Origin of the sequence: Ancylobacter sp. IITR112, assembly GCF_041415945.1 — a bacterium.
Taxonomy (GTDB): Bacteria; Pseudomonadota; Alphaproteobacteria; order Rhizobiales; family Xanthobacteraceae; genus Ancylobacter.
Window position 1 is genome coordinate 738,432 of record NZ_JBGCUS010000001.1, and the last position, 20,608, is coordinate 759,039.

At 66.7% G+C, this 20,608-nt stretch carries 21 protein-coding genes; 16 read left to right on the top strand and 5 right to left on the bottom strand.

Going from position 1 to position 20,608, the window contains the following annotated elements; genetic code table 11:
• The first annotated feature begins 58 nt into the window (after nucleotides 1-58).
• Entirely contained in the window at nucleotides 59-310 is a 252-nt protein-coding gene (locus AAC979_RS03335; protein WP_244377614.1) for a GlsB/YeaQ/YmgE family stress response membrane protein, read from the top strand.
• Nucleotides 311-379: 69 nt separating this feature from the next.
• Here AAC979_RS03335 and nikR read toward each other — a convergent pair whose 3' ends face one another.
• Entirely contained in the window at nucleotides 380-859 is a 480-nt protein-coding gene (nikR, locus tag AAC979_RS03340; protein ID WP_371345406.1) for a nickel-responsive transcriptional regulator NikR, read from the bottom strand.
• A 199-nt stretch (nucleotides 860-1,058) separates the two neighbouring features.
• On the opposite strand from nikR, the gene AAC979_RS03345 reads away from it, so the two are divergent.
• The 10 genes from AAC979_RS03345 (at nucleotide 1,059) to AAC979_RS03390 (ending at nucleotide 12,613) form a co-directional block, all read left to right on the top strand.
• Nucleotides 1,059-1,784, top strand: coding sequence for a DUF4198 domain-containing protein (locus AAC979_RS03345; protein ID WP_371348987.1), 726 nt, complete (start codon nucleotides 1,059-1,061; stop codon nucleotides 1,782-1,784).
• 3 nt (nucleotides 1,785-1,787) lie between these two features.
• Nucleotides 1,788-2,402 carry a cobalt transporter CbiM gene (cbiM, locus tag AAC979_RS03350; RefSeq protein WP_371345407.1) on the top strand — a complete coding sequence of 205 codons (615 nt, stop codon included), beginning with the start codon at nucleotides 1,788-1,790 and terminating at the stop codon, nucleotides 2,400-2,402.
• Nucleotides 2,399-2,953 (top strand): cobalamin biosynthesis protein CbiL, encoded by a 555-nt coding sequence (locus tag AAC979_RS03355; protein ID WP_371345408.1) that lies wholly within the window; start codon nucleotides 2,399-2,401, stop codon nucleotides 2,951-2,953. The genes cbiM and AAC979_RS03355 overlap by 4 nt, the downstream gene beginning before the upstream one ends.
• On the top strand, nucleotides 2,950-3,675 hold the full coding sequence (gene cbiQ / locus AAC979_RS03360; RefSeq protein WP_371345409.1) for a cobalt ECF transporter T component CbiQ: 726 nt from the start codon (nucleotides 2,950-2,952) through the stop codon (nucleotides 3,673-3,675). Before AAC979_RS03355 ends, cbiQ begins: the two co-directional genes overlap by 4 nt.
• Entirely contained in the window at nucleotides 3,672-4,388 is a 717-nt protein-coding gene (locus AAC979_RS03365) for an energy-coupling factor ABC transporter ATP-binding protein (protein WP_371345410.1), read from the top strand. Before cbiQ ends, AAC979_RS03365 begins: the two co-directional genes overlap by 4 nt.
• A 211-nt stretch (nucleotides 4,389-4,599) precedes the next feature.
• A complete protein-coding gene (gene hydA / locus AAC979_RS03370; protein WP_371345411.1) occupies nucleotides 4,600-6,030 on the top strand; it encodes a dihydropyrimidinase in 1,431 nt (476 codons plus the stop codon).
• Between the two features lie 148 nt (nucleotides 6,031-6,178).
• Nucleotides 6,179-6,445, top strand: a complete 267-nt coding sequence (locus AAC979_RS03375) for a hypothetical protein (protein WP_371345412.1) — start codon at nucleotides 6,179-6,181, stop codon at nucleotides 6,443-6,445.
• A gap of 595 nt (nucleotides 6,446-7,040) precedes the next feature.
• Nucleotides 7,041-10,439, top strand: coding sequence for an autotransporter domain-containing protein (locus tag AAC979_RS03380; RefSeq protein ID WP_371345413.1), 3,399 nt, complete (start codon nucleotides 7,041-7,043; stop codon nucleotides 10,437-10,439).
• 132 nt (nucleotides 10,440-10,571) lie between these two features.
• Complete coding sequence (locus tag AAC979_RS03385) at nucleotides 10,572-11,378, top strand: DeoR/GlpR family DNA-binding transcription regulator (RefSeq protein ID WP_371345414.1); 807 nt, start codon at nucleotides 10,572-10,574, stop codon at nucleotides 11,376-11,378.
• Between the two features lie 356 nt (nucleotides 11,379-11,734).
• Nucleotides 11,735-12,613 (top strand): manganese catalase family protein, encoded by an 879-nt coding sequence (locus AAC979_RS03390; RefSeq protein WP_371345415.1) that lies wholly within the window; start codon nucleotides 11,735-11,737, stop codon nucleotides 12,611-12,613.
• A gap of 59 nt (nucleotides 12,614-12,672) precedes the next feature.
• Here AAC979_RS03390 and AAC979_RS03395 read toward each other — a convergent pair whose 3' ends face one another.
• On the bottom strand, nucleotides 12,673-12,960 hold the full coding sequence (locus tag AAC979_RS03395) for a DUF2934 domain-containing protein (protein ID WP_371345416.1): 288 nt from the start codon (nucleotides 12,958-12,960) through the stop codon (nucleotides 12,673-12,675).
• A 115-nt stretch (nucleotides 12,961-13,075) separates the two neighbouring features.
• On the opposite strand from AAC979_RS03395, the gene AAC979_RS03400 reads away from it, so the two are divergent.
• Nucleotides 13,076-14,167 (top strand): DNA topoisomerase IB, encoded by a 1,092-nt coding sequence (locus tag AAC979_RS03400; protein ID WP_371345417.1) that lies wholly within the window; start codon nucleotides 13,076-13,078, stop codon nucleotides 14,165-14,167.
• 63 nt (nucleotides 14,168-14,230) lie between these two features.
• Here AAC979_RS03400 and AAC979_RS03405 read toward each other — a convergent pair whose 3' ends face one another.
• Both AAC979_RS03405 and AAC979_RS03410 read right to left on the bottom strand, forming a co-directional pair.
• Nucleotides 14,231-15,271 carry an HPP family protein gene (locus AAC979_RS03405; protein WP_371345418.1) on the bottom strand — a complete coding sequence of 347 codons (1,041 nt, stop codon included), beginning with the start codon at nucleotides 15,269-15,271 and terminating at the stop codon, nucleotides 14,231-14,233.
• 110 nt (nucleotides 15,272-15,381) lie between these two features.
• Nucleotides 15,382-15,834: an Rrf2 family transcriptional regulator gene (locus tag AAC979_RS03410; RefSeq protein ID WP_371345419.1), complete on the bottom strand. Its 453-nt coding sequence runs from the start codon at nucleotides 15,832-15,834 to the stop codon at nucleotides 15,382-15,384.
• A 72-nt stretch (nucleotides 15,835-15,906) separates the two neighbouring features.
• Here AAC979_RS03410 and AAC979_RS03415 point away from each other — a divergent pair, with 72 nt between their 5' ends.
• Nucleotides 15,907-17,199, top strand: coding sequence for a PAS domain S-box protein (locus tag AAC979_RS03415; protein WP_371345420.1), 1,293 nt, complete (start codon nucleotides 15,907-15,909; stop codon nucleotides 17,197-17,199).
• A 15-nt stretch (nucleotides 17,200-17,214) separates the two neighbouring features.
• Nucleotides 17,215-17,754: an AAA family ATPase gene (locus AAC979_RS03420; protein ID WP_371345421.1), complete on the top strand. Its 540-nt coding sequence runs from the start codon at nucleotides 17,215-17,217 to the stop codon at nucleotides 17,752-17,754.
• Between the two features lie 29 nt (nucleotides 17,755-17,783).
• On the opposite strand, the gene AAC979_RS03425 is transcribed toward AAC979_RS03420, so the two are convergent.
• On the bottom strand, nucleotides 17,784-17,927 hold the full coding sequence (locus tag AAC979_RS03425; RefSeq protein ID WP_371345422.1) for a hypothetical protein: 144 nt from the start codon (nucleotides 17,925-17,927) through the stop codon (nucleotides 17,784-17,786).
• Between the two features lie 199 nt (nucleotides 17,928-18,126).
• On the opposite strand from AAC979_RS03425, the gene AAC979_RS03430 reads away from it, so the two are divergent.
• Both AAC979_RS03430 and AAC979_RS03435 read left to right on the top strand, forming a co-directional pair.
• A complete protein-coding gene (locus AAC979_RS03430) occupies nucleotides 18,127-19,407 on the top strand; it encodes an ATP-binding protein (RefSeq protein ID WP_371345423.1) in 1,281 nt (426 codons plus the stop codon).
• Complete coding sequence (locus tag AAC979_RS03435; protein WP_371345424.1) at nucleotides 19,404-19,934, top strand: response regulator transcription factor; 531 nt, start codon at nucleotides 19,404-19,406, stop codon at nucleotides 19,932-19,934. The genes AAC979_RS03430 and AAC979_RS03435 overlap by 4 nt, the downstream gene beginning before the upstream one ends.
• The last annotated feature ends 674 nt before the right edge of the window (nucleotides 19,935-20,608 follow it).

The following is a 20,608-nucleotide window of genomic DNA, read 5'->3' on the forward strand; positions in this document are numbered from 1 at the left end:
GGCCCGCCGGCCCATGCGTTTTCTCAGCGTTTCCAACCGGGGTTCTGGGAGAAATCGCATGGAAGACGCACAGATTGGCTGGATCGCCGCCATCATCATCGGCGGTCTGGCGGGGTGGATTGCTTCCGCCATCATGAAGACCGGCACCGGCATCTTCATGAACATCGTGCTCGGCATCATTGGCGCGGCGGTGGCGAGCTTCCTGTTCGGCCTGATCGGCGTCGGCTTCGGCGGCTGGATCGGCTATCTCGTAGCCGGCGTGCTCGGGGCGTGCATCCTGATCGGGCTGGTGCGCGCCATACGAAACTGACGCGAGGGCTGCACCCACCCGACGCCAGCGAAGGCGCGCTCGCAAGGGCGCGCCTTTCTCATGACTGTCTCACTCCTGGAACCCGCTTTTCACCCGCACATGGGTGTGTGCGTGCGGGGAGCCGTGATTGTGGACGTGGCGCGACGTGTCCTCGGCGACCGGTATGAGGCTGAGCGCGCCATGCATCACCCCGCGCTCTAGAAACAGAGCCTGCGCATAGGCGGCGATGTCGCCGACCTCGCCGCGCATGACCGTGACATCCACCGAGGTCGTGTGATCGAGCGGCACGGAGAGGGCGGCTACCGTCTGGTCGTGCCGCTCCAGCCGCCCCTGTGGCACGCGCGCGGCGAGGTTGCGCACCGATTGGTCGATCGTGCAGCTGACGACGCCGAAACAGGCGGCGCTGTCCGGCCCGTCCGGCCGGGCGGAAAGGCCGCGTCGCACCATGTCGCGTATGGCTTCCGAGCGGCTTGCCGCGCCGCTCTGCTCGATGAAGGCATCGAGCTGCGCGGCCAGATCGTCGTCGATGGCGATGGTGATCCGCTGCATGGAAGCGCCCCTCCCGGTGGGCTGGAAACTAGGTTATCACCTTGATTTCCGCAAGACTTTTCGGTTCGTGACTATTTTTTGTGCTTGCCGCACGTGGCTGCGTCTGTATGATTTTTTACTCATTTATTCATACAGGAGGTGCCGCGTGTCCGCCCCCCACCATTCCGGCTTCATTGCCGCTCTGTTCGCCCTGCCGCTGATGGCGCTGCCGGCGTTGGCGCATTTCCAGGAGATCATCCCTTCCGCCGACGTGCTGCCCGAGGGTGGCGCGGTGAGCGTGGACATGGTGTTCACCCATCCCGTCGAGGGTGGGCCGGTCATGGAGATGAAGAAGCCGGCAAAGATGGGTGTGCTGGCCGGCGGCAAGACCACCGATCTTCTCGGGCGGATCACCGAGAAGCCGGTGGATGGCAAGAGCGCGTGGACGCTGGCCTATGAGCTGAAGGAGCCCGGCGCGGCAATCTTCTATGTCGAGCCGCAGCCCTATTGGGAACCTTCCGAAGGCAAGTTCATCGTCCATTACGCCAAGGTGACGGTCGATGCCTATGCCTCGGGCGAGGGCTGGGACGCGCTGGTGGGCCTGCCGGTGGAAATCCAGCCGCTCACCCGGCCGACCGGGCTGTGGACCGGCAATGTCTTCACCGGCGTGGTGCTGAAGGGCGGCAAGCCCGCGCCCTTCGCCGAGGTCGAGGTGGAGTTCGTCAATGACGGCACGGTGACGCCGCCCAACGACGCCTTCGTGACGCAGGTGATCAAGGCCGATGCCAACGGCACCTTCACCTACGCCATGCCGCGCGCCGGCTGGTGGGGTTTCGCCGCGCTGCTGGAAGGCGACACGCCGATGACCTCGCCCGAGGGCAAGGAGGTGCCGGTGGAAGAAGGCGCGCTGATCTGGGTGAAGGCGACCGACATGGTTGGAAAATAGCGCATGGCGCATATCCCGGACGGCATCCTTTCCGCACCCGTGCTCATCGGCGGCGGTCTCATCGCCGCCGGCGGGGTGGCGCTGGGGCTGCGGCGGCTCGATGAGCGGATGATCCCGCGCACGGCGCTGCTCGCCGCCGCGTTCTTCGCGGGCTCGCTGGTGGCGGTGCCGGTGGGGCCGTCGAGCGTGCATCTGCTGCTGGCCGGGCTGATGGGGGTGATGCTGGGTCCCGCCACCTTTCTCGCCGTGCTGGTGGCCCTGTTGTTGCAGGCGCTGCTGTTCGGTTTCGGGGGGCTGACGACGCTGGGGGTGAACACGGTGAACATCGCGCTGCCGGGCGTGCTGTGCGGCATGGCGCTGGGGCCGGTGATCCGTTCCACGCCGCGCGCGTCCCTGCGCTTTGCCGCCGGGGCGGCGGCAGGTGCGGTGGCCGTGCTCGGCACCGGGGGCATGGTGGCGCTGGCGCTGTGGCTGTCGTCGAGCGATTTCGCCCCGGCGGCGCGCGTGGTCATCGCCACCTATCTGCCGCTGGCGCTGGTGGAAGCCTTCGTCACCGGCGCCGTGGTGTCCTTCCTCGCCCGCGTGCAGCCCGAGGCATTGAGGCCCGTCACCTCATGATCCGCCTGCTGCTGCCGCTTCTGCTGGCGCTGGCCTTCGCCGGCCCGGCGCAGGCGCACAAGCTGAAAGTGTTCGCCACGGTCGAGGGCGGCGAGGTGACGGGCTACGCCTTCTTTATCGGCGGGGGCCGCGCCGCCGGGGCGGTGTGGACGGCCAAGGACCCCGCCGGCACCGCGCTCGCCTCCGGGACGACGGACGGGGAGGGGCGCTTCGCCTTCGCCGTGCCGCAGCCGCCCGTCGACGCCACGGTGACGGTCGACACCCGTGAGGGCCATATCGCCGCCGCCACCCTGCCGGCGTCGCGTTTCGGCGGCGCGGCCGCCGCTGCGGCGCCGCCGCCCGTCGACGGTCCGGTGCCGACGGTGGACGCGCAGGGCGACGCGCGGCTGGCCGCGCTGGTCGAGGCGGCGGTGCAGCGGCAGGTGACGCCGCTGATGGAGCGCATCGAGCAAATGGACGACCGCCTGCGCCTCGCCGATGTGATGTCCGGCATCTTCCTCATTCTCGGCCTCGCCGGCATGGCGCTGTGGGCGAAGGGGCGGCGGGCATGAAGACGGACGCCGCCGCGACCAGCGATCTGCGCCTGCGCCTCGTCGCGGCCTTCGTCCTCATTGCCTGCCTGTCACAGCTGCATCGGCTGCCCGTCGCGGTGACGGCGCTGGGGGTGGTGGTGCTGGCGGTGGCGTGGTCTCGGCCGGAGGCGAAGCTGTGGCGGCGGCTGCTGCATGTGGAGGGCTTCCTGCTGCTGCTCTTCGCCACGCTTCCGTTCACCCTGCCGGGACAACCCTTGTTTTCGCTTGGCCCGCTCACCGCGAGCGTCGAGGGGATGGCGCGCGCGGCGCTGATCGCCGCCAAGGTGTCGACCTCGGTGCTGGTGATTGTCGGCCTGCTCGGGGCGGTGGAGCCGGCCGGGCTCGGCGGCGCGCTGCGCGGGCTCTATGTGCCGGAGACGCTGGTGCGGCTGTTCGTGCTCACGGCCCGCTATCTCACACTTATCCGCGACGAGGCGCGGCGGCTGCTGGAAGCAATGCGGGTGCGCGGCTTCCGCCCAGGCACGAACCGCCACAGCTGGCGCAGCTATGGCCATCTCGTCGGCATGCTGCTGGTGCGCGCGCTGGCGCGGGCGCAGCGCGTGGAGGAGGCGATGCTGTGCCGGGGCTATGAGGGGCGCTTTCCGCGCCTCGCCTTGCCGCCGCCGACACGGCGGGACTGGGCCGGGGTGACGGCCGCGCTGGCCTTCGGGTTCGCCCTCACCCTGGCGGACCGGCTATGAGCGCGCTGCTTTCGCTTGAAGAGATCACCGTCATCCGTGACGGCGCCGCTGTACTCAGCCGGGTCAGCCTCGCGCTGGCAGAGGGGGAGCGGCTCGCCATTGTCGGGCCGAACGGGGCGGGCAAGACCACGCTGCTGCGCACGCTGGTCGGGCTGGAGCGCCCGAGTGCCGGGCAGGTCCGGCTGTTCGGCACTGCCTGCGGTAGCGAGCGGGAGTTCCGTACCCTGCGCCCGCGCATCGGCTATCTTTTCCAGGACAGCGACGACCAGCTGTTCTGTCCGAGCGTGATCGAGGATGTCGCCTTCGGCCCGCTCAATCTCGGCTGCACCCAGGCGGAAGCCTTGCGCCGCGCCGAGGAGGTGCTGGCGATGCTGGGCATTGGCGCGCTGGCGCCGCGCATCAGCCATCGGCTTTCCGGCGGCGAGAAGCGTCTCGTCTGCCTCGCCGGGCTATTGGCGATGAAGCCGGATGTGCTGCTGCTCGACGAGCCCACCAATGGCGTCGACGCCGCGAACGGAAAGCGCCTGCGGGCGGCCCTGCACGCCTTTCCCGGCGCCATGCTGCTGGTGTCGCATGATGACGGCTTCATCGCCGAACTGGCGACGCGGGCGATGGCGATCGAGGGCGGGCGGCTCATCCCGGCCGCGCTGCACAGCCACCCGCACAGCCATACCCACTCGCACCCGCACATCCATCCCGTGGCCGAGAGCTAGGGGCGGGCGGGGGGCGGTCGTACCTCTGCCTAACCAGGAGGCGGTGGCTGACCGTAAACGAGCGGGCGCCGTTCCCTCCGTAAGCTGCGCGGGCGCGTCGCGCGCGGGGGACCGCGTCGCGCCCTTTGCTGCCGGGAGGTGGTGCGTGACTTGCAGGCGGGGCGCATGCCGGCGGAGCCGCGTCCCCCCCAACTGAGCCAGCGAGGCGCCCATGCACGAATTCGATACGGTCATACGCGGAGGCACGGTGGTCACCGCTTCAGACACGGTGCGCGCCGATGTCGGCATACGCGACGGGCGCATCGTGGCAGTGGCGGAGAGCCTTGCCGGCGGCGCGAAGGTGATCGACGCCTCGGGCCTGCTGGTCATGCCCGGCGGCATCGACAGCCACGTCCACCTCGCTCAGCCGGCCTTTGGCGGCCCGGCGATGGCGGATGATTTCGAGAGCGGCACGCGCTCGGCCATCGCCGGCGGCAACACCACGGTGCTGCCCTTCGCGCTGCAGCCGCGCGGGGCGAGCCTGCGCCAGAGCGTGATGGACTATCACAAGGAGGCCGAGGGCAAGTGCTATTGCGACTATGGCTTCCATCTCATCATCTCCGATCCTTCGCCCAGCGTTCTGGGGCAGGAACTGCCGGCGCTGGTGGACGACGGCTACACCTCGTTCAAGGTGTTCATGACCTATGACGACCTGGTGCTGAACGACGGCCAGTTGCTGGAGGTGTTCGACTGCGCGCGCGGCTGCGGCGCGCTGGTCATGGTCCATTGCGAGGGCTATGACGCCATCCGCTTCATGACCCGGAAGCTGGAGGCGGCCGGCAAGACCGCGCCCTATTATCACGGCACCTCGCGTCCGCCATCGGTGGAGCGCGAGGCGACGCACCGCGCCATCAGCCATGCCGAACTGACCGACGTGCCGATCATGGTGGTGCATGTGTCGGGCCGCGAGCCGATGGAGCAGATCCGCTGGGCGCAGCAGAAGGGGCTGAAGGTCTATGGCGAGACCTGCCCGCAATATGTGGCGCTCACCGCCGAGGACATGAAGGGCCTCAACATGGATGAGAGCGGCGGCAAATATGTCTGCTCGCCGCCGCCACGCGACCATGCGAGCTGGGACGCCATCTGGGAGGGCATCCGCACCGGCGTGTTCCAGACCTTCTCTTCCGATCACTGTCCTTTCTTCTATGAGGGAGACGGGGGCAAGCTGAACCCGAAGGCGCGTACCTCCTTCCGCTGGGTACCGAACGGCATTCCCGGCGTCGAGACGCGGCTGCAGATCCTGTTCTCCAAGGGGGTGGTGGAAGGGCGGATCACGCTCAACGAGTTCGTCGCGCTCACCTCCACCAACCACGCCAAGATGTACGGCCTTTATCCGAAGAAGGGTTCCATCGCCCCCGGTTTCGACGCCGACATCGTGCTGTGGGACCCTAACCGCAAGGAGACGATCCGCCAGGAGCTGATGCACCACGGCGCCGACTATACGCCCTATGAGGGCATGGCGGTGACGGGTTGGCCGGTCATGACCCTGCTGCGCGGCAAGGTGATGGCCGAGGACGGCCGTATTGTCGGGGAGCCTGGCGATGGCGGCTTCCTCAGGCGCGACCTCTCGCCCTACGCCGTGCCTGCGGGCTACGGCCGATGACTGCGTCGGCGCGGCGGGGGGGAGCAGGCATCAGGCGGGAAGCCTCATCGCACCTTTCGTCGCCGTCGCCGGCGATGGATGGCGGGCCATGGGAACGCGGATCGGCGGCCGGCGTTGTTCGGGCAGTCCACGTCACAGGAGCTTGCCGATGGTCGACCCCAACAAGATCAACGAAAATCTGCCGTCCAGCGCCGATGCGCTGATGCGCGACACGGGCCGCAACATGTCCGCCGCTGCCGACAGCGTCCGCGACGGTGTGCATGACGCCGCCGAGCGCGCCTCGGGCCTCTATGCCGCCGGCAATGCGGCGGTCGCCAACCGCATCGACGTGCTCCCGGGCATGGTGACGGCGGCTCTCGCGGGCGTCGTGGTCGGCTATTTCATCGGCCGCGATCACCATCACCGCCGCTGGTGAGCGGTGCGGGCGTGGCCGGGTGCCGCGCCGGCGGAAGGCGGGAAAGGGCAGGGGGTTCCTCCTGCCCTTTCTCATGGGCAGCACAGAGTCGCAGAGCTGCACCAACAAATGTTGTTTTAGCGACATTTTATGTCGAAAAACATTCTCCATGAAGTGTCATTTGATGCTTCCGGTCGTCGGTTTCGCCGTCGGCTACCCGTGGCGATGAGGCGACCAACTCGCGTGGCGGAACGATTCCGTAGCCCCCGAAATCCGTCGACTTGTCGGGCGGGCCCACGCCGCTCCGTTTGCGTCAGTGAAAAATTATCAGTCTAATCAGATATATAAGCGTCAAACATGCTCTGGTCGAAGAGCCGCCGCTTGGGAGGGGCGGGGCGCGCGCGCCTGGGCTCGCCCGGTCGGGACAGGCCGCCGTGACCGGAAAGGCACGCTGCCCGCTTCCTGTCCCGCTTCGTTATCGTGCGATCAAAATGTTATCTAAGTGACATACTGATCTGCCAAATCAGCAATCCTCGATCAACTGCCGACCGAAAACCGCGAGCCGCTGGCGCTTTCGGTTCGGTTCTGGCCATTCCGGGCGCATGGGGACTGCACGATGACTACCAGGACAAGCCGTCACCGACGTGACTTCAGCCTCGCCACTCTGACCTCGCGGTTCCTGTGCGGCGCCGCCATGACGGTCCTCGGCGCCGCCGCCGCTCAGGCGCAGGACGGCACGATCCGCATCCTGACGCTGAACACCTGGGGCGACCAGTACGCCAACAATCTCGGCGTCACCTCCGATTTCTTCATCAACGGCAATTACGACATCATCGCCCTGCAGGAATCGCGGACCAACACCAAGTACATTCCCGGCCTGACCAGCATTCTCGGCGATGCCGGCCTCGGCACCTATGCCGGCACCCAGATCAGCGATGTCAGCGTGCTCAGCCGCCTCTCCGGCAGCTTCGGCTCCAGCACGCTCGGCGACGCCGTCGCCTACCAGAAGATCGACGCGCAGAACGGCGTGCCGCAGACGATCATCGGTTCGGTGCATCTGAACTATTATGACGAGCCCAATATCCGCCTCAACGAGGTGAAGGGCCTCAATAGCTGGGCGGCGAGCTCCGACACGCCGATCATCCTCGTTGGCGATTTCAATGCCGGCGATGTCTCTGAACGCGGCCTGCACAATGCCGAGCAGCAGTCCTATCTTTTCGCCCGCACCATCGTCGACAGCGGCTCCTCGGCGCTGTGGAAGCAACTCGCCCTCGAATACACGCCCGACGGCAAGGAGACCGAGTATCAGGCCTATGCGGCCTCGATGCAGGTGATCGACGGCAATGGCACGGTGCATTATCGCAACGTGATCCAGGCCTATTTCGACGCGCATCGCGACGAATTCCCCGGCAAGACCAGCATCTCGCAGTTGAGCTGGCGCCAGTGGGAAGCGATCATCGCCAAGGACATGGCGCAGAACGGCATCACCTTCGAGGATGAGACCTATCCGGTCGCCTCGAACACGCCGGTGACCATGAACGTGCTGAAGAAGCAGTACATGCTGCTGACCACGGAGGCCGAGCGCGAGCCCTTCGCCCCGCACGAATTGGGTGATGGCACCACGACCTGGCCGTCCGCCGGCGAGGACGCCACCAATACCTGGACAAGCTGGGATCGCGTGACGATCGACCATTTCCTGGTCTCCCGCCCCTTCGGCAAGTGGTACACCATCGTCGACGATCCCAATGACGCCTATACCGGCGTGCTTGACGATGTCGGCTTCACCAATGACGGCACCTCCCCGCTCGCCGACCACGAGCCGGTCGCGCACACGCTGAAATGGATCGGTCCCGCGCTGGTGACCTACACCGAGACGGTGGACAGCGCGGAAGTCGAGAAGACCCGGCTGGTGTGGGGCTCGGACGCCACTGTGTTCGAGGAGAACAACAAGGAGTTCTACCTCACCCGCAACAATATGCGCACCGATGTCTATCTCGGGCAGATTTCCGACGAGAACGGCAATCCCATCCTCACCGACCTGACGGAGGAGGAGAAGAAGACGCTGCTCGACTGCACCAGCACCGATCCGCGCTTCCAGCAGGCCATTGTCGACTATTGCATCGACGACCACAGCTTCATCGGCGAGACGCTGGTGACTGATGGCGGCACGCTGATCGTCGACGAGGACGCCGCGCTCGGCACCTCGGCGGCCAGCCTGCATCTCGATGACGGCACGCTGCGCATCGCCGGCACCGACATGGCGCTGCTCGACCGTGCCGTCGTGCTGGAAGCTGGCGGCGGCAGCATCGAGATCGCGGAAGCCGACAATGCGGTGGCCATCGCCCGCGTCATCTCCGGCACCGGCAGCCTGACGAAGCTGGGCGAGGGCGCGCTGGGGCTGTTCGGCGACAACACCTATACCGGCGAAACCCGCGTGGAAGAGGGCTTCCTGGTGGTGAACGGCTCCATCGCCGCTTCCGCCCTCACCACCGTGTTCGACGGCGCCGCGCTGGGCGGCACCGGCACGGTGGGCGATCTGCGCGTCGCCTCGGGCGGCATTCTGGCGCCGGGCCAGTCCATCGGCACGCTCAACGTGGCCGGCGACCTGACCTTCGCGGCGGGTTCCTACTACCAGGTCGAGGTGAATGCCGAAGGCATGAGCGACCGTGTCGCCGTCACCGGCACCACCACTATCGAGGGCGGCAGTGTCGTCGCCATTGCCGCCGGCGGCGACTATCTGCCGGAGACCGCCTATACCATCCTCACCTCGGCCGGCGGCATTGACGGCGCCTTCGCCGACATTTCCTCCAGCCTCGCCTTTCTCGATCCCACGCTGACCTATGGCGAGACCGAGATCGAACTGATGCTATCGCGCAACGACACGGCGTTCGACAAGGTCGGCTACACAAGCAACCAGCAGGCGGCGGCGCGCGGCGCCGAGAGCCTCGGCTATGGCAACGCGCTCTATGATGCCATCGTGATGCAGGATGCGGGCACGGCCCGCGCCATCTTCACCCAGATCGGCGGTGAACTGCACGCTTCCACGGCGGGCGTTCTGGTGAGCAACAGCCGGTATGTCCGCGACGCGATGGATGACCGCCTGCGCGCCTCGGCGGGCGAGACGCTCATCGACGACATGGCGGTGGTCGGCCTCGATACCAAGGCGCCCCGCCCGGTGGCGGCGGACACCAAGGGCGTCGCCATGTGGATGCGCGGCTTCGGCTCGTGGAACGAGGTCGACGGCGACGGCAACGCTTCGGGTCTTTCCAGCAATACCGGCGGCGTTCTCGGCGGCCTCGATGCCGGGCTGCCCGGCAACTGGCGCGTGGGCATGCTGGCGGGCTACAGCCAGACCTCGGTGAGCCTCGACGACCTCGCCGCCAGTGCCGACAGCGACAATGTCCATCTCGGCCTCTATGCCGGGACGCAGTCCGGCCCGGTCGGGGTGCGCCTCGGCGCCGCCTATACCTGGCACAGCATCGACACCACGCGCCAGGTGAACATCCCGACCATCGCCGAGCGGCTGACGGCAGCCTACGATGCCGCCACCTCACAGGTCTTCGGTGAACTGGGCTACCGGTTCGAGAGTGAAAAGGCGGTGTTCGAACCCTTCGCCAATCTCGCCTATGTCCATTTCAGCAACGACTCCTTCGCGGAGCAGGGCGGTGTGACCGCGTTGGGCGGGGGGAGCGACGGTCTCGACACCTTCTTCACCACGCTCGGCCTGCGCGCTTCGACCACCTTCAATGTCGGCACGGCTCTGGCCAAGCTGCACGGAACGGTCGGCTGGCAGCACGCCTCCGGCGACATCACGCCCGAAGCCTCTCTCGCCTTTGTCGGCGGCGACGTGTTCTCCGTCGCCGGCGCGCCGATCGCTGAGAATGTCGCGGTGTTCGGGGCGCGCCTTGAATTCCTCGCGACGGAATATGCTACCATCAGTGTCGGATATGACGGGCAGTTCGGCTCCGGCCAGAGCGACAACGGCCTCACCGGAACGCTGAGCGTCAGGTTCTGACGCGCCGTTTCGCCGATCCGCGCCGGCCGGGCCCCAGGGTCCGGCCGGCACCGAGCGGTCTCGACCCATGGGGCGCCAGATGGACGCCGCATGGGTCGTTGACTATTGTGCAATGTGCGTTCGAGAGCCGACATGCTGATGCGCGACGAGGAGCGGGAAGACGAGGGTAAAAAGGCGCGCCGCCGCGCCTTCCTCGTGCAGTACCTCGAACAGAACCGCTATATCTCGATCGAGGAGATCGCCAGCCGCTTCGCGGTGACGACGCAGACCGCCCGGCGCGACATCGTCGCGCTGGAACGCGAGGGCAAGGTGCGCCGGCTGCATGGCGGCGCGGTGGCGTCGACGCCGATCGACCCGACAGTGTATCGTCAGCGCCGCGTCGCCAATGCGCAGGCCAAGGAGGCCATCGGCACCGCCGTCGCCCGCCTCGTGCCTGACAATGCCTCCGTCTTCCTCGACACCGGGACGACCTGCGAGGCGGTGGCTCGCGCGCTGGTCGACCACAAGGCGCTGCGCGTCGTCACCTACAGTCTGCGCGTCGCCTCGACCTTGAGCGACTGCACGGATTTCACCATCGCCGTCCCCGGGGGCTTCGTGCGGCAGGTCGATGGCGGCGTGTTCAGCCAGACCTCCGCCGAGTTCATCCAGGCGTTCAAATTCGACTTCGTCGTCATCTCGGTGAGCGGCATCGACGAGGATGGCGATATTGGCGATGACGACTATGCCGAAGTCGCCGCCGTGCGCGCCGCGATGATGCAGGCGGGACGGGTGATCCTCGCCATCGACAGCAGCAAGTTCGGCCGCCGGGGGCTGGTGCGCCTCGGGTCGCTGCGCGACATCGACCTCGTCGTCACCGAGGCGGCGCCGGTCGGTGATCTGGCCGCGGTGGCCGAGAAGAGCGGGGTGAAGCTCCACCTGGCGCGGCTGGAGCCGGCCTGAACTCGCGCCCGCGTGACGATGCGCCGGAGCGGCAACCGCATCCGAACCCGCCAAGCCCTCCTGTTGGCCGGACGGCGCGGCGTGCAACGGCGTGATGTCCGGCGGCCTCCAGTTGTTCGGGGTGTCGTATGGTGGCGTTAGAAGGTAAAAGCGCCTCTCATATAGTCATACCTTCATCCACTACTTGGCTGCCATAGTTTATCAAAGTTTAAATAATCTCGGAACGATGGCGGATTTGGCCGGTTGGTCTGCGGGCACGGCCCTGAGCGGGTTCTGCCAAGACGCCAACAATGACAGCCATCCTGCGGCGGCGCCCGACGAGGCGCCGGCCGCCCCGGCATATCCTGGAGGTTCCCATGTTCTACACTGACGGCAAGCTGCAATACCCGGTGCGCGTCGAGAAGCCCAATCCTGTCTTCGCCCGAGCGCTGCAGCAGGCGATCGGCGGGGTGGAGGGCGAGATCCGCGTCGCCATGCAGTACATGTTCCAGGCTTTTGGCGCCCGCGGCCCGGCGAAATACCGCGACATGCTGCTCAACACGGCGACCGAGGAACTGGGCCATATCGAGATGCTGGCCACCGCCGTGGCGCTGAATCTCGAAAACGCGCCTCTCTCGCTCAAAGAGGAGATTTCCGCCGATGCCGTTGGCGGCGCCGTGCTGAACGGGATGGACTTCCGCCATCTGCTCTCGACCGGCCTTGCCGCGCTGCCGGCGGATGCCAACGGGGTGCCGTTCAACGCTTCCCATGTCTATGCTTCGGGCAACATCGCGGCGGACATGTACGCCAATGTGACGGCGGAATCTTCCGGCCGGGTTCTGGCGGTGCGGCTCTACAACATGACCGACGACCCCGGCATGAAGGACATGCTGTCTTTTCTCATCGCCCGCGACACCATGCACCAGCAGCAATGGTTGGCGGCGATCGAGGAACTCGGCGGCGCGGCGGCGCTGCCAATTCCTGACAGCTTCCCGCAGGAGCAGGAAAACAGCGACTTTTCCTATGTCTATCTCGGCCACATGACCGATGGCTCGATTCCCGAAGGCCGCTGGTCGACGGGGCCAAGCATGGATGGCCGTGCCGAATTTACCGGTCAGGTATCCCAGCCGCTCGGTGGCGAGCCGAGCCTGGCGCCGGCCCGGCCCGACAGCGGCGCACAGGCGGGCCAGGTGTCGAAATCCGGTGTGGGCGGCATGCTGGGAAAGGTGGAAGGCGCGATCGAACGCAATCTCTGACCGAAGCGCGGGGCGGCCGGAGCGGCCGTCCCGCCTGTGCTCGCAAGCGCCGCTGCGCGTCAGGCGGCGTCGTCGCGATCAGTCTCGGGCGCGGGATGATGGGGAACTTCCATCTCGCCCTGATCAGTCAGGGTGGGAAACTCGCCGGTATTGACCAGCGCCTCGATGGGCTCCACCGGGGCGGTGGCGGTTTCTTCCACCGACAGCAGGGTTTCCGGGCGGCCCTCCTCGAGCGCCACAATCTCCTTGGCCTGGAACCAGTGATCCTCGGCCCGCCCCTCGGGACGGCCTTCCTCTTCCCAGAGCCGGTGAGCCCGCTCGCGTATCGCCTGTTCGTGCATGTCCATGATGTCCTCCCGCGTGACCCAATGAGAACGCCGGTGCGAGGCGGACCGTTCCGCCGGAACCGGGGTGGCCCGCGCCACGTTGAGGCTGATCTTGCGGCAGGCGCATTTCACCATCATGACCGAGAAAACCACGCTCCGGCGCCTGGCGCGCCGCTTCGACCTGAAGATCGTCTCACCCGCCGCGCTCACCATCCGCCGCAAACGCCGCGGGCGCGGCTTCAGCTATGAAAGCGCGGACGGAACGCCGTTGAAGGACCCGCAGCTTCTGGCGCGGCTGCGACGGCTTGCGGTTCCGCCGGCTTATCGGGATGTACGTTTTGCCAGCGATCCGCGCGCGCATCTCCAGGCGGTCGGGGAGGATGCGGCCGGCCGGATGCAATATCGCTATCATCCGGACTGGACTCTCATCCGCGAGACGCTGAAGGCCGACCGGCTGTCCGGTCTCGCCGAAGCGCTGCCGCGCATTCTGCGCTGCGTGCGCCGCGAACTGCGCCAGCCCTCCTCCTCGCGTCGTTTCGCCCTCGCCGCCGTGGTGCAACTCGTCGCGCTCACCGCCATCCGCGCCGGAAGCGAGGAATATGCGCTCGAGCACGGCACGCGCGGGGCGACGACCCTGCTCAAGTCACATGTGCGCCTCAAGGACGAGGAGGTCGCGCTGTCCTTCAGGGGAAAGGGCGGAAAGCCGATCGAGAAGCATTGCCGCGATGCCGACCTGGCGCGGGCTCTGGCGCAGTTGAAGCAAATCCCCGGTGCGCGGCTGTTCAAGTATCGGGGCGAGGATGGCGGTCTGCACGCGGTACGAGGCACCGACGTAAATGCCTTTCTGAAGGTGATCAGCAGCCGTTCGATCTCACTGAAGGATTTCCGCACGCTGACAGCGTCGCTCGGCGTGCTTGAGCGCCTGGGGCAGCTCGAGCCGGCAGGGAGCGAGCGCGGGCGCCGCCGCCAGATCCGAGAGGCGATCGCGCCGCTGGCCGATGAACTCGCCAACACGCTTACCGTCTGCCGCACCAGTTATGTTCATGACAGCGTGATCTCCGCCTTTGAAACCGGGAAGCTCGCCAAAATCGGCGCCGAAGCGCGTTCGCCGCTGGCGCGCATGCAGTTGCTCGCCGAATTGCTACGTAGCAAGGGCTGCCGCCCCCGTGCCCCCCGCCGCGCATCGCGCCGCACCGATATCGGCGGCGGGGAAGAGATGCGGGCATAAGGCGGTCGACCACGCGACGAGCGCGACCAGCCTCTCCGCCGCAGCCGCCTGCGCGCGCTTCGTTCAGCCGAGGCCGCGGGTGAGCACGGCAAGCCAATCCGCTTCGGTCACGACACCCAGCGGGCGGCCATCGGCGTCCACGATGAAGACCGCGTGGACGCGCCCCTTGGCGAAACGGTCAAGCAGGGCGATGGCCGGCGTGTCCGGCGAAGCGGTGCTGGCGGGCACCATCGCCTGCGCCAGCGCGGGGGAGGGCGCGGCGAGTTCGCGAAGGCCGAGGGCGCCGATGATCGCCCCTTCCGCATTGAGGACAGGCAGCCGGCGCACATCGTGCTGGACGAACAGCGCCCGTACCTCGTCGACCGACATGGAATGCCGCGCCGCGATCACTCCTTCATGCATGATTTCGGCGCAAGTGAGATCGCGATAGGAGCGTGCCACCGTGGCCTGTTCGATCTCGCGCAGCAGGCGTTCAAGGTCGTTCACGTCAATGTCGAAGGTCTCGCCGGTACGTTCCAGCGCGGCGGCGAGGTCGGAGGAGCGGAAGGTCCAGGGCAATTCCTTCGCCGGCTTTGCTGCAGGCTTGGCGACATGCGGATAAGTGTGCCCGGAAAAGCGGTGATAAACCCAGGCAGAGGCGACAAGGACGGCCGCGTTCGCCCCCACCGGCAGCAGAGCGAAGGTGTAGCTGGAGGACGCGCCGGCGAACAGCCCGACCAGCGCGGCGGCGCCACCCGGCGGATGCAGGCAGCGCAGCAGCGACATGAGCGCTATCGCGCCCCCGACGGCGATTCCGGCGGAAAGTGGCGACAGCGGCAGGTAATGCGCGACAATCACGCCGACCAGGGCGGACAGAGCGTTGCCGCCAATCGCCGGCCAGGGCTGTGCCATCGGGCTTGCCGGCACGGCGAAGAGCAGCACGGCCGAGGCGCCCATCGGCGGCACCAGCCACAGCAGTTGCTGTGAGTCGGCGGCGGCATAGGCGCAGATCAGCCCGGTGAGCGCTATGCCGACCAGAGCTCCGGCGCAAGCGAGCATGCGATCCCGCAAATTCGCGCCGGCGAGGATTGGACGGAACAGTCTCAGGCGGGAACTGACAGACACGATGGCCTCCAAATCGGAGAAAAGATGGCGCTGCGGTCCGCTGCCGGAGCGGCGTGGCGGGGATCAGCAACGCGCCGCGGGCGGAGCGGTGAGGGGTGAGGGAGCGCCCGTCATTGGACGGCTCCGGCATGCGGCGGAACAAGGCCGAGCGAGAGAATCAATCCCTGGAAGCCGGGCTTGCGCGCCACCAGATCGGCAATAGTGTATTTGTCCAGCACGGCGAAGAAGGCATCCATGGCCTCTTCGAGCACGGGGGCGACGCCACATCCGGCGGCGAGCGCGCAGCCGGCGCAGTCGACCAGGCAGACATCGCCCTCTGTATGACGCAACAGCGCGCCGACGCGAATGGCGCTCGCCGGCTGCGCCAGGCGGTAGCCGCCGGAGCGTCCTCGCGCGCTGATGACGTAACCCGCCTTACCGAGACCATGCAGCACCTTCATCAGGTGGTTCTGGGAAATGGCATAGGCGGCGGCGATCTCTGAGATCGCGCAGAGCCGGTCGCCCCGCGCCGCGAGGAAGATCATCACGCGCAGGGCGTAGTCGGAATAGCGCGTCAGTTGCATGGCCGTTGTCTGGAGGCTTTCCAGTTCGCTGATACATGTATAGCGTATACATGATTTCAGGGGAGGCAAGCCATGAACGAAAGCGGCGCACGGACGGACGAACCCGGGCGAGAGGCGGGCGAGGGCGTGCGCACCTTTGTGCTTGAGCGCCGCATCCGGGAAAGTGACGTCATCACCTCCTTCGTGCTGCGCCCGCGCGACGGGCGCCCTCCGGCTCCGCATCGGGCCGGCCAGCATCTGACGCTGTTCGCCGACATTCCCGGTCGCGGCCGGCAGAAGCGCAACTACACCATCTCCACCGCGCCCAATGGCGAAACCTACCGCATCTCGGTGAAGCGCGAGCCGGAGGGGACGGTGTCGACATGGCTGCATGACGCGGCAGGCGAGGGCACGCTGCTCGACATCGCCCCGCCTTCCGGCGGCTTCGTGCTTGCCCCCTCGGATGCGCGTCCGCTGGTCTTCGTCAGCGCGGGGGTCGGGCTCACGCCGATGGTGGCGATGCTGGAAGGGCTGGCGGCAGAAGGCCGCACGCCGCGGCTCCAGTTCATTCATTGCACGCAGAACAACGCCACCCATGCGTTCCGCGCCCATGTGCGCAGCCTTGCCGCCGCATTGGGGGCCGAGACCACGTTCTTTCACACAAGGGCGGGCGAGGACGAACGCGCCGGGCACGACTATGACAGCGCCGGCCATCTGACGCCCGACTGGCTGCTGGAACATTCGCCGGTCGCTGAAGCGGAATATTACCTCTGCGGCCCGCTCGGCTTCCTGCGCACCTTCGTGCCCGCGCTGGCTCGGGCCGGGGTTTCCTCCGAACGGCTTCACTATGAGTTCTTCGGCGCGGTCGAGGATCTGTTTGACGAACCGCCGCAGGTCTCCGCGCCGCCGGTCCCGGCTGCTGCCGTCGCGGCGCGTCGCTCGCGCACCGGCCCCGGCTTCACGCGCGCGATAATCGGCGATGCGCTTCTCGACAGCGCCGCCGATGCTGTGGTGGTGAGCGATGCTGCGGGCGATATCGTGCTGTGGAATCCCGGCGCCGAGCGCATTTTCGGCTTCACCGAGGATGAGGCGCTGGGACAATCGCTCGACATCATCATTCCCGAGCCCTTCCGTGCCCGCCACTGGGAGGGCTACCGCGAGACGGTGGCCTCGGGCGAGAGCCGCTATGGTGCTGGCGACATGCTGGCCGTGCCCGGGCTGACCCGCGACGGGCGGCGCATCTCATTGGAATTCACCATAGCGCTCATCAAGGACGAGGCCGGGAAGGTCACGGGCATGGCGGCGCTTCTGCGCGACATCACCCCGCGTTTCGAGGAAATGAAGGCGCTGAAGAAGAAAGTCGCCGCGCTTCAGGCTCCGGCCTGATCGAGGGGCGTGCCGATGGACCGCTTCGTCGTGATCTCCGGCTGCTCGGGCGGGGGCAAATCGACCTTGCTGGCCGAACTGGCACGCCGCGGCTGTGCCGTCGTCGAGGAGCCCGGCCGCCGGATCGTCAGCGAACAGCTCCTCAGCGGCGGATCGGCCTTGCCCTGGCTCGATCTTGCCGCCTTTGCCCGGCGCGCCATAGCGCTCGCTTTGGACGACAGGGCGGCGGCGCGGCAGCACAGCGGATGGGTGTTCTTTGATCGCGGGCTGATCGACGCCGTGGCGGCCCTGGCTTCGGCAATGGCGACGCCGCTGGACAGAGCGTTCTGCGATGCTCACCGCTATAATCGCCGCGTCTTCCTGACGCCTCCCTGGCCGGAAATCTATGCCGGAGATGCCGAGCGCCGGCACGATTTTTCTGTGGCATTGGCCGAATATGACCGGTTGCGCGACGCTTATCCGGCTCTTGGCTACGAGGTGACGATCCTGCCCAAAGTGTCGGTGTCGGCGCGGGCCGATATCGTCCTCGGCACGCTGGCCGAGGAGGGAATGTGACAGAGCGCGCCGAAGCGGATGAAGGCGACTCAGCCGAGCGCGCAGGAATGCACATGGCCGACGGTCCAGTTGGTGTCGTGGCTGAGCGAGTTGATGATGTGCAGCGCGGCTACGGCGATGATGAAGGCGAGAGAGAACCGGTTCGCCCGATAGATGTGCGGCTCGCGCCGCACCTGTGGTGAACGGCCGCTTCGGGCCGCGCGAGACAACCGCTCAAGCGGGGCCGGATGGCGCGCTTGGACAGAATGCCCAATGGGCGTCAGGGCGCCGGCGGCCTAGAACGGGCAGTATGGCGCGGTTCGCCCGCGCGCCGGCTCTGGGACGGCACGATACGAATACGCAGCCGCGCGCCGGCACGGGAGTTGAGACATTGTGGCGCCGCTGACCACCGTCGATACCACCAACCGCAAGAATCTTCTGCTGCTGGCGCAATTGCGCTGGATCGCTGTCATCGGCCAGTTGGTGACGATCTGGCTGGTGCATTTCGAGTTCGCGATTCCCCTGCCGCTTGCGGAGATGCTGGCGGTGGTGGCTTTCCTGCTGGCGCTCAATATCGTCAGCCTGCTGCGCTACCGCCGGCAGGAGAGCGTCACCAATACCGAGCTGTTCATCGAGCTCTTGCTGGATGTCGCGGCGCTCACCGCGCAGCTTTATCTGAGCGGCGGCGCGCAGAACCCCTTCATCTCCCTGTTCCTGCTGCAGGTCATCCTCGGTGCGGTGCTGCTGGAGGCCTGGTCGGTCTGGACGCTGGTGGCGATCACCACCGGCTGCTTCATCAGCCTCACGCTCTGGCACCGCGATCTGGTGATGCCGCACAGCCATATGGGTGGTTTCTGGAGCCTGCATGTGCAGGGCATGTTCATCTGCTTCGTGCTGGCCGCCTGCCTGCTGGTGCTGTTCGTCACCCGCATCACCGCCAATCTGCGGGCGCGCGACGCGCATCTCGCCGAGCTGCGCCGACAGTCGGTCGAGGAGGAGCACATCGTGCGCATGGGCCTGCTCGCCTCCGGCGCGGCGCATGAGCTGGGCACGCCGCTCACCACGCTCTCGGTCATCCTGAAGGACTGGGAGAGCCTGCCGGCTATTACCACCGACCCGGACCTTGCACAGGACATCTCGGAGATGCAGGGCCAGCTTGCCCGTTGCAAGGCGATCGTCACCGGCATCCTTCTCTCATCCGGCGAGGCCCGGGGCGAGGGCACCGTGCGCACCACCGTTCGCGATTTTCTCGACGCGGCAGTGGCCGACTGGCGGGCCGCGCGTGCGCTGGTCGGCTTCACCTATGAGAATGGCTTCGAACCTGACGAGCCCATCATTTCCGATCTCGCGCTCAGGCAGGTGCTGGTCAATGTGCTCGACAACGCGCTGGAGGCGTCGCCGGACGGGATGGAGATGCGCGCCGCGCGCCGGGATGGCACCCTCGTCGTGGAGGTCACGGATCGCGGCAGCGGTTTCCCCGCCGCCATTCTCGCCGAACTCGGTACGCCCTATCGCTCCACCAAGCCGCGGGCCGGCGCTGGGCTTGGGCTGTTCCTCGTGGTCAATGTGCTGCGGCGGTTGGGCGGTTCGGTCGAGGCGCGCAACCGGGGGGAAGGCGGAGCCTGCGTGACGCTGCGCCTGCCGCTCGCTGCCCTGTCGGAGACGAGAGTGTGAGCGAGAATCGCCTTCTGATCGTGGAGGATGACAGCAGCCTCGCCCGTGCGCTGCGCCGCTCCTTCGAACGTCGTGGTTATGCAGTCGACCATTGTGCCGGTCTTGATGCTGTGGCGCGCTTCCTCGCCGACACGACACCCGGTTTCGCCGTGGTTGACCTCAAGCTCGGAAGTGAATCCGGGCTGGAATGCGTGAAGATGCTGCACGCCCACGATCCCGCCATCCGCATCGTGGTACTCACCGGCTTCGCCAGCATCGCCACGGCAGTAGAGGCGATCAAGCTCGGTGCCAGCCACTATCTGCCCAAGCCCGCCAACACCGACGACATCGAAAAAGCCTTCGCGCGCGTCGAGGGCGATGTATCGGTGCCACTGCAGGGCCGACCGACCTCGCTCAAGAACCTGGAATGGGAGCGCATTCACGAGACATTGGTGGAGGCCGACTTCAACATCTCCGAGACCGCCCGCCGGCTCGGCATGCACCGGCGGACGCTCGCCCGCAAGCTGGAGAAGCGACCGATGAAGTAGCGGGCCGCCGCTTGCCGTCAGGACGGAGCGCCTCCATGAACTGCACTCCGTCGCAGGGGTTAAGCTTGCTCCTCCCATGTGCCGGCCGCCGAATCAGCGGGCTTGGGCCTATGTCGCCCGCTACCGACCTTTGCCAAGCGCAGACGCTCCGCCGGAAGGGTTCTGACGATCGCAATGCGCCGCCCCCAAGGGGCGCATCTCTTTGGCAAGGGAGCGTTCCGTCGACATAGGGCCGCTTCGAAGAATCCGGGCTCTCCAGCGGCCGGATTTTAGTTTAGTGAATGCCGCCAATGCCCGCGTGCTGACGCGCGCCCGCGACGAAGACCCGGACAATGGTGCGTATCGGGGCGATAAGGCGGATCGTGAAGAGACGACATAATGGCTGAAGCTGAGACTAATGGTTGAAAACCAATCGCTTAGATTCTCCGTCGCGCCTATGATGGATCGCAGAAATTTTCTTTATTTTTCAACGGCTTGACTGGAGATCGTGTGCAATTTGTGTGCACGTGAAGCGCGCTTCTCCGCGCTTTTCTTTTGTGCTCGGCACAGTCCCGAGAGCACCCTGAAATCGCACGAAGCGCGCTATCGTACCAGCTTGGCCGCTTATCTCAGTCGGCCAGCGCTACACGCCCGTATCATAGAGGGTAAATCGCTGTTGGCGGCGAAAAAATTCG

What these genes read in the sequence shown, in the direction of transcription:
- AAC979_RS03335 (WP_244377614.1), top strand. Translation starts at nt 59, where the DNA reads ATGGAAGACGCACAGATTGGCTGGATCGCCGCCATCATCATCGGCGGT.
- nikR (WP_371345406.1), bottom strand. Translation starts at nt 859, where the DNA reads ATGCAGCGGATCACCATCGCCATCGACGACGATCTGGCCGCGCAGCTC.
- AAC979_RS03345 (WP_371348987.1), top strand. Translation starts at nt 1,059, where the DNA reads ATGGCGCTGCCGGCGTTGGCGCATTTCCAGGAGATCATCCCTTCCGCC.
- cbiM (WP_371345407.1), top strand. Translation starts at nt 1,788, where the DNA reads ATGGCGCATATCCCGGACGGCATCCTTTCCGCACCCGTGCTCATCGGC.
- AAC979_RS03355 (WP_371345408.1), top strand. Translation starts at nt 2,399, where the DNA reads ATGATCCGCCTGCTGCTGCCGCTTCTGCTGGCGCTGGCCTTCGCCGGC.
- cbiQ (WP_371345409.1), top strand. Translation starts at nt 2,950, where the DNA reads ATGAAGACGGACGCCGCCGCGACCAGCGATCTGCGCCTGCGCCTCGTC.
- AAC979_RS03365 (WP_371345410.1), top strand. Translation starts at nt 3,672, where the DNA reads ATGAGCGCGCTGCTTTCGCTTGAAGAGATCACCGTCATCCGTGACGGC.
- hydA (WP_371345411.1), top strand. Translation starts at nt 4,600, where the DNA reads ATGCACGAATTCGATACGGTCATACGCGGAGGCACGGTGGTCACCGCT.
- AAC979_RS03375 (WP_371345412.1), top strand. Translation starts at nt 6,179, where the DNA reads ATGGTCGACCCCAACAAGATCAACGAAAATCTGCCGTCCAGCGCCGAT.
- AAC979_RS03380 (WP_371345413.1), top strand. Translation starts at nt 7,041, where the DNA reads ATGACTACCAGGACAAGCCGTCACCGACGTGACTTCAGCCTCGCCACT.
- AAC979_RS03385 (WP_371345414.1), top strand. Translation starts at nt 10,572, where the DNA reads ATGCTGATGCGCGACGAGGAGCGGGAAGACGAGGGTAAAAAGGCGCGC.
- AAC979_RS03390 (WP_371345415.1), top strand. Translation starts at nt 11,735, where the DNA reads ATGTTCTACACTGACGGCAAGCTGCAATACCCGGTGCGCGTCGAGAAG.
- AAC979_RS03395 (WP_371345416.1), bottom strand. Translation starts at nt 12,960, where the DNA reads ATGGACATGCACGAACAGGCGATACGCGAGCGGGCTCACCGGCTCTGG.
- AAC979_RS03400 (WP_371345417.1), top strand. Translation starts at nt 13,076, where the DNA reads ATGACCGAGAAAACCACGCTCCGGCGCCTGGCGCGCCGCTTCGACCTG.
- AAC979_RS03410 (WP_371345419.1), bottom strand. Translation starts at nt 15,834, where the DNA reads ATGCAACTGACGCGCTATTCCGACTACGCCCTGCGCGTGATGATCTTC.
- AAC979_RS03415 (WP_371345420.1), top strand. Translation starts at nt 15,907, where the DNA reads ATGAACGAAAGCGGCGCACGGACGGACGAACCCGGGCGAGAGGCGGGC.
- AAC979_RS03420 (WP_371345421.1), top strand. Translation starts at nt 17,215, where the DNA reads ATGGACCGCTTCGTCGTGATCTCCGGCTGCTCGGGCGGGGGCAAATCG.